Genomic DNA, 7,900 nt, shown 5'->3' with positions numbered 1-7,900 from the left:
CACTTCTCGATACAACCCAGCAAGTCCAACTACGGCATTAAAAATGCCTGTTGGCTAAGCTGCGCCACTCGAAGTGACAGGCGTTTAAAACCTACTTTGTTCTGTTAGTTTTTGATGTTTTTGGGGATAAAAACAGTCATTTAGGGAGCAGGACAACTGTATTTCATCGGTATAATTTGTTTTTTTATCCTGCTTTTTTGGGGTGTTTGCTAGCGTTTTAGGGCTTTTTTGACCAAAAAAACCGCTTGATCCAAGCTGGACCAAGCGGTTTATTCAACTTCCGCTTACTGCGGTACGTGCATTAATCAGCTAGACTAAAATCCATATTCTTAATGCGCTTTTTTACATGTTTGCTGGGGCGGTAGTTTAAAGCTATACGTTTGATATTGCTTAAACTTACGTCTTCGGCTAAAGCACTCCCAGTGGAACCAACGCCAACTTGAAAGTTCCCCAAACGACCGAGTTCTACTATGCGGCCTTGCTCCAATTCATCGAGCATATTGTGCACAAAGGCATGCAATACCGCCAAACAATCGGGTTCACGTACGGTTGACTGATTGGAAATCAAGTAAGCTAATCGGTCAAGATCACAGGTGCCGGTGCTTACGGCCTGTACATAATATAACGGCGCCGCCGTACGATCTTGAGGGTTTTTACGTGTTCTAACATTTAATTTTGCAAGTATATTTTTACTCATTTTTTATAATCTTTAAAATTAATTTTTCCTTTTTCGTTCGGGAGAGCGCTTACCTCGGGTAAGCTGTGGGAGCAGCAAAGGTTAAAACTGCTTCCTACTGGGTCTCTCTACTTTTTTCTTAGGCTGAGTCATGCGATTTCTATTTTTAATTCCTTAGTGCTAAACTAGAGGGATTAGCCAAAAAATGCCCTTTGTATTTTATGAGTTTCAGGCAGAATTTATTGAGTTTCAAACAGAATTTTATGCGTTTACCCGAAAATCTTCCTAGTTTGCTCATAAGATTTTCTACTTATTGATAAACAAGACGTTATAAAACATTATCTAAGTTGGATAAAGGAGTGAAATTGTACTATAAATCGCACCAGAACAAGTAAGAATTTTTGATGTAGATTTGAAGAAACTTTACTTTTTTAGTATTAGGCTAAAACATAAGGCCGAGTTTAAAAAGTTAGAGTGTTTATTTCTCTTTGTTAAAACAATCTGCCTTGTCAGTTCGAGTTTCGCATTTTTGGGCGCTAGAACAAAAATGCGAAGTATCGAGGTGCAGTTGAAAAGTAGCGAATTTATTTCCGTTTTTATACCCTACTTTATTACAATTCATCAATCTTGCTATGTCCTAATTTTCATTTTCTTTACTTGTATAAAGAAAACGAAACAAAAGAAAGTACACTTTTTCTGAGGTATTTTTCAGGCAAGCTGAAAACCACTTGTATTTTGCTAAATTGGCTCCAAGGCTTCACCAATTCTTCACGCAAAACACAAGTTATACTGAAGAAAAAGATTGCAAAGCCCTGCTTTGAAACGCTTTACGAATTGGGCTGCTGGATATTGTTATTTCTATATTAACGTGAATAAAAAAAGTACTGCCAATTTTACGCGCTATTTTCGATAGGCCAGGATTAAATGGTATTTCTATTTATGCCTCTTCCGTAAAATAACCTACCTTGTCAGTTCGAGTTTCTCATTTTTGGGCGATAGAACAAAAATGAGAAGTATCGAGAACAGGACGAAAAGTAGCGAGTTTATTTCCGTTTTTATACCCTACTTTATTACAATTCATCAATCTTGCTATGTCCTAATTTTCATTTTCTTTACGGTGTATTCCTCTCGCTGCGCTCGTCGGATACAGGAGAAAACGAAACAAAAGAAAGTACACTTTTTCTGAGGTATTTTTCAGGCAAGCTGAAAACCACTTGTATTTTGCTAAATTGGCTCCAAGGCTTCACCAATTCTTCACGCAAATCACAAGTTATACTGAAGAAAAAGATTGCAAAGCTCTGCTTTGAATCGCTATTTGAATTGGGCTGCTGGTGTATAAAATAACTCAAAAACACGCCCTGTCAGTTCGAGTTTCGCATTTTTGGGCGATAGAACAAAAATGCGAAGTATCGAGGTGCAGTCGAAAAGTAGCGCATACTTTTATAGATTCCATTAAACCACTTCTCGATACAACCCAGCAAGTCCAACTACGGCATTAAAAATGCCTGTTGGCTGGGCTGGCCCACTCGAAGTGACAGGCGTTTAAAACCATGTCTTGTCAGTTCGAGTTTCTCATTTTTGGGCGATAGAACAAAAATGCGAAGTATCGAGATCCACGAAGTGTCGGGACTCCGGGAAGGTCGCACTAAGTACGTAGTAGTTTTATACCACGCCTTGTCACACCGCTCCCGCAGGATTGCAGCCTTTTGTTTTACTATAAGTCCACAGCAAAAAAATAGCTTGGCTTTATTAAAAGGATTTACTTACTCTAATAAACTTATAGAAAGCTTCGTTTTTTTTTCTAACCTAAATTTACATTCCTCAAAATTGGGGGCAGAAAACTTAGGTTTTACATTATTTGAAAAAGCATAAGGTTCTTTTGGAACTCCAATAAAATTAAGGTTACATTTTTTATCTTCATTAATATCTTGGTACATAGAAATAGCATAATCTCCTTCGGGAAGATCTTTAATGGTATAAATTAAAGTATGATTATTTACTGGAATAGAATAATTTTTAATAGCAGTATTTTTTTCCAAAAATCCATCAGATTTATTAAATACCCCTACTTCAATTGTACCTTTAATTTTAGTGATGTTATCTATACTTAAGACAAGTTGCTCATTTTGAGCATAGGTGTTTAGGCTTAAAACAATTAAAAACAGAAAAAGATATTTCATAATAATTTATTTTTAATGTGAATTTATATTAATTGATGTTAACTACTACTCAAAAAACTGAGCTTGCATTGATTTGTTATTTTCTTTAAGCGCTTTATAGGGCTCTGATTGCTTCAGCAAGAAAAATTTTATTGGACGTTTAAAAAGAGTAGCTCCTAATTTTTTAAATTTGGAAAGCTTCTTTTCTTCCATTTCAAAATAATCATCTAAGGTGTCTCGCCTAAAATGCACTAAATTTTCTAGTTCATCTCCGTCGGCATAAAATCCGCAATGAAAATTTTTAGTAGCAAATGCGCCTTTGGGAAAATCTACTTCTCCTAAACCATAAAGATGAAAAGAGCGCTTTAAAAAATCTCTATAAGATATCCTGCAATCTTTACCACCACCAAGATTATAAGTTTTTTTAGATAAAACTTTTTGTTTCTTTATGGCATTTACAAAGGCTCTTGCCGTATCTCTGGGCGTGGCTATTTCTAATGAGGTGTCTAACGACTGATGAAACATTAATTTAGACATTTTATGATTACCCATAATTGCAGTCAATCTAAAGATAGTATAATCTATAGCGCTTTCTTTTATTAAAGATTCGCCTTTAATTTTAGTAATGGCATATTCATCACCCATTGAGGGAGTTAGAGGGTCCTCTACCTTTATGAAAGGTGTTTTTAACCGATCTCCATAAACTGAAATAGAAGAACTATAGATTAAAAATACATCAGGAGATGTTTTCTCTAATTGCTTAATTAAAAGTTGTGTTCCTTTTACATTAACGCTAGTGGCAAGCTCGGGTTGCTCATCTGCCAAAGGGGGAATAATGGCCGCTAAATGTATAACCGCATCTAGATTTTCAGGTAATTTTTGAAGATCTTCAGGAACGCTGATATTTCCATAAATAGTGGTTACCTTATTCGATAAAGTTGCTAGTCTTTTTGAAGATTCCCCCGTTTTTAAATCAAAAGCAAAAACTTCGTAATTTTCATTTTTTATAAGTTGTTTTAAAACTTCATAGCCAACAGTGCCTGAGGCGCCAGTGACTAATACTTTCTTTCTTTCCATAATTTGCAAGCTTAAATTAAAACGTAACCTAGCTAGACTAAATCATAAACCATGCCAATAAATTAGGTACATGTTTAAATTTAAAAATAGGTAAACCATTAGGAAAATTTAGCTTGCTGATATATTGAGTTGAGATGTAAATATTCAAAACCTTTATTCTATAGCCACGAGGTTTTCTTTTATGCTATGTCTTATCTAAATGTTCACTCTCTTTTTTTCTACTGTTTTAATCTTTCAAAGATTAATTATTTAACCTTAAAAACAGATGCTATAATTTTAAGTTGCTGATAATCTATTAATTAAAAATTGTTGAATGTCTAAAGAAAAATGGAATTCAACTAGCACGAAATTTAAGGTGTTCTCAATTGATAGTACAAGTAATAATTATAACAGTTTTTTACCGCCCCGCTACCAGATTTAATAATTTTAATGTTTAATTTTTGTAAAAAGTAAAATAAACACTGAACTGATCTTCTTCTATTAATAGTCCTAAACTAGAAGCTTACAAGATTAAAATTAGTCCCCACCAAAAAAAGTAATGAAATGATATTTAATAGAATTAATGACCAGAGTGTTGAGCTTAGAATAATTAATTACCAGTTTCCTGAAATAACCAATTGTGAATATGATTCTAATTGGCTTTTGATGGCTTTGAAAGAAAAAAGCCGTGATGTAAATTGGGTTATAGTTGGTCCTGTTCTATAAGTGAAGGAACTTAAAACCATGATAGAATGGTTTGTGAAATTCTGGAATGATATGGAAACCGATACTAGATCTCGTGTGTTTATAGAACCGAATTTGGAATTTAAATTGATAAAAAAAACAAAAGCAGAAAAGCATCTTAAAATTATTTTTAACTTAATACCCCAACAAGAAAACCCCCGCTCCCGCAGGATTGCAGCCTGTGGTTTTTGTAGTCTGTGGTCTTCTAGCTATTAGCAGGTTGGTAAAAAACACTATTTTTAAAATAGGAGCTGTAATTACAAGTTTCATAATTCAGAAAGTCTTTATTTTGTGAGTTTTAGTTTTATACTTGAATAATGAATTGGCAGTTGATTACAATGAGGTTAGGAGAACGCGATGCAATTGCGCACTAGCGAGGTGATTGCTAGACGATATTATTGTGTTTCAATATTTTAACTGAATAATAAATTGAAGATTTGGGCAGTTGAATGCAATGGAGTTAGGAGAACGCGATGCAATCGCGCACCAGCGAGGGTGAAAGATTATTAATAGAATGAAAGAAATTTTTAAAATAGTAGTATTTGTTACGTAAACTTCGCAAGCTTTAAAGTTTTAATAGGTTGAAGTGGTCTATGCAATCACAAAAAAAATCCACCAAGCGGTGGATTCTTTTTATTATAGGTGTTTACTTTTTGATAAACAATGGGTTAATTCAGTTTTTTATGCTTTTGGTGCTTGCTCACGCATAAAAGCTACAATGCGATTGGCGGCTTTACCATCCCCATAAGGGTTATGTAGCTTGCTCATATTAGCATAGCTTTCGGGATCGGTTAATAGTTTTTGTGCTTCACTTACAATTTTATCTTCTTCTGTACCCACTAAAATAACGGTGCCGGCTTCTACGGCTTCTGGGCGCTCGGTGGTATCACGCATTACCAATACTGGTTTACCCAAACTCGGCGCTTCTTCTTGAACGCCACCGCTATCGGTAATAATTAAATGAGACCGGTTCATCAACCAAACAAATGCTGGGTAGTCTAGCGGCTCAATCAATAATATATTAGGTGTTTGTCCTAAAAATCGGTGTACGGGTTCCTTTACCTTAGGGTTGAGGTGTACCGGATATACCAATTGAATGCTATCTGAAAATTCTTCTGCTAAAGATTTTAAGGCTTTACAGATGTTATCAAAGCCTTGACCGTGATTTTCTCGACGATGGCCGGTGATTAAAATACATTTTTTGTTTGGGTCTAGCCAAGCGGCAAGTTGTTGAATGTGCGCATCGCTATAGCTTTTCACCTGCTCGGTACTCATCAATAATGCATCGATTACCGTATTACCCGTCACGCAAATTTGATTTTCGGCAATATTTTCTTGTAATAAATTTGTCTTAGAAGTTGGCGTAGGGGCAAAGTGAAAATCGGTTAGACGACCGGTCAATTGTCGGTTCATTTCCTCAGGAAAAGGCGACCATTTGTTATGTGTGCGCAGCCCAGCTTCGATATGACAAACCTCAATGCCCGCATAAAAAGCAGCAAGTGCAGCGGCCATGCTGGTAGTGGTGTCACCATGCACGTATACATAATCGGGTTTGAAATCTTCAAATACAGCTTGCATTTGACTGATGATATCGGCGGTTAAACCGGAAAGGTTCTGATTGGGTTTCATGATATCCAAATCGTAATCGGCTTGAATCTCAAAAAACTGCAATACTTGATCGAGCATTTCACGGTGTTGTGCGGTTACACATACTTTGGTGATAAAGTGCTTTTCTTTTTGTAAAGCTTTAACTACAGGGGCCATTTTAATGGCTTCGGGGCGGGTACCAAATACCACTAGATGTTTGGGTGAAGCAGAAGGCATAGTTTTTAATTTAAATAAAAATAAAGTAGCGAATATAAAAAAACAGCTCCAATTTTGGAGCTGTTTTTTATTCTTATACTAAAGCGCTTAGGCTTAGTGTAATTTAAAGGTTACGCGACGTACCAATTGTCTAGCTTCTGCAGAAGACTTATCTACTGAATCGTCAATTCCCTCACCGTCGTGGCTTAAGCGATCTTCGCTTATTCCAGAAGCTACTAAAATATCATAAACTTTCTTGGCTCTTCGCTTAGATAAATCTAAGTTATATTGTGGGTTACCAATTTCATCGGCATATCCTGTTAAGCTTGCTTTTGCAGAAGGATTCTGGCGCATATAGGTAATCAAATAATTGATAGCCTCATACGAGTAAACTTCTGGATTGGTGCTGTTGAATTCGAAATATACGTTTACATAACCATCGTTGATCAAAGACTTGATAGTTCCTGAACCAGCGTTCTGGGCTGCAGCTTTTTCTTTGGTCATATAACGTTTTTCTAAAGAAGCCTCTAATTCATCTGGAATACCATTGTTGTTGGTGTCTACCGCTCTACCGTTAGTATCTACGGCTACACCATTGGTAGTGTTAGGCTCACGATCTAAGTAGTTAGGCACGCCATCCATATCTGAATCTAGCATATCGTCTTCGATTTTACTTAGACGATTCTGGATGCTGTCTAATTCTTGGGTTAATTCTTTTTGATTAATGATGTCTACCCAGTCAGCGTGTTTACTGTGTTTTCCTAGGTAAACCTGTATACCAATGGCTGCGGTTAGAGCTTCCGATTCAAATGAGCGGATAGTATTCACTTCTTGATTACCTTCCCAAGTGTAGGTCTGTCCTAAATGCCCAGCATAAGTTATATCTCCATAAAGCGCTACACGATCGCTTAAACGGATTTGAGGGGTGATACCGGCCATAAATACAGGAGAAGAATCGTTCTCATCGGCGTAGATGGCATCGTCACCAAATTGGTAAAAAGCAACCCCACCCCCTGCGTGGAACAATAAGTTGAAACCGTTTGTCCACTCTCTAAAACCTAAAATTGAACCTAAATTGGCAACGGCTTCTAAGGTGGCACGGGAGTAAGTAGTTTCAAAAGCCAAAGACTCATCGTCTTCATTAATCTTACTGTAGTGACCTCCTAATTTAAGACCAAACTTATCGTTGATCATATAACGTACTGCTAGTTCACCGCCTAAAGAGCTGGTGAAAGAGGAGTTATAGGCTGCCCCAGCGTTGTCATTTTCAAAACCTCTACCCGGTTCGGTCATACCGAAACCTGCTTCAATCGACCAATGATTATAATCTTGATCTTCTGTTTCTTGTGCTTGTGCTTGTGTGCCGAATAAGGCCAAAGCAAATAATAAAGTAATTTTCTTCATAGTGTTTAGGTTACTTGTAAGATAGAGCAAAGATAATATAGTTTTTAGAGTGTTAAAA

Annotated in this window: 6 protein-coding genes; all 6 read right to left on the bottom strand. The window is 36.4% G+C overall.

Annotation, left to right across the window (positions count from 1 at the left end):
• Positions 1-301: 301 nt before the first annotated feature.
• The gene (locus FT993_RS03155) at positions 302-697 is read right to left on the bottom strand and encodes an HU family DNA-binding protein (RefSeq protein ID WP_147861089.1); all 396 of its coding nucleotides are present in this window, start codon (positions 695-697) and stop codon (positions 302-304) included.
• 1,742 nt (positions 698-2,439) lie between these two features.
• Positions 2,440-2,856, bottom strand: coding sequence for a DUF2141 domain-containing protein (locus FT993_RS03150; RefSeq protein ID WP_147861088.1), 417 nt, complete (start codon positions 2,854-2,856; stop codon positions 2,440-2,442).
• Positions 2,857-2,901: 45 nt separating this feature from the next.
• Positions 2,902-3,912, bottom strand: coding sequence for an NAD(P)-dependent oxidoreductase (locus FT993_RS03145; RefSeq protein ID WP_147861087.1), 1,011 nt, complete (start codon positions 3,910-3,912; stop codon positions 2,902-2,904).
• Between the two features lie 858 nt (positions 3,913-4,770).
• Positions 4,771-4,905, bottom strand: a complete 135-nt coding sequence (locus FT993_RS12485) for a hypothetical protein (protein WP_255504409.1) — start codon at positions 4,903-4,905, stop codon at positions 4,771-4,773.
• A 411-nt stretch (positions 4,906-5,316) separates the two neighbouring features.
• Positions 5,317-6,459 carry a non-hydrolyzing UDP-N-acetylglucosamine 2-epimerase gene (gene wecB / locus FT993_RS03140; protein ID WP_147861086.1) on the bottom strand — a complete coding sequence of 381 codons (1,143 nt, stop codon included), beginning with the start codon at positions 6,457-6,459 and terminating at the stop codon, positions 5,317-5,319.
• Between the two features lie 93 nt (positions 6,460-6,552).
• Complete coding sequence (locus tag FT993_RS03135; RefSeq protein ID WP_147861085.1) at positions 6,553-7,842, bottom strand: OmpA family protein; 1,290 nt, start codon at positions 7,840-7,842, stop codon at positions 6,553-6,555.
• Positions 7,843-7,900 lie beyond the last annotated feature (58 nt).

Origin of the sequence: Mesonia sp. HuA40, from assembly GCF_008017835.1 — a bacterium.
Classification (GTDB): Bacteria; Bacteroidota; Bacteroidia; order Flavobacteriales; family Flavobacteriaceae; genus Mesonia.
The sequence above is the reverse complement of the archived record's forward strand: the minus strand, read 5'-3'. Positions and strand labels throughout refer to the sequence as shown.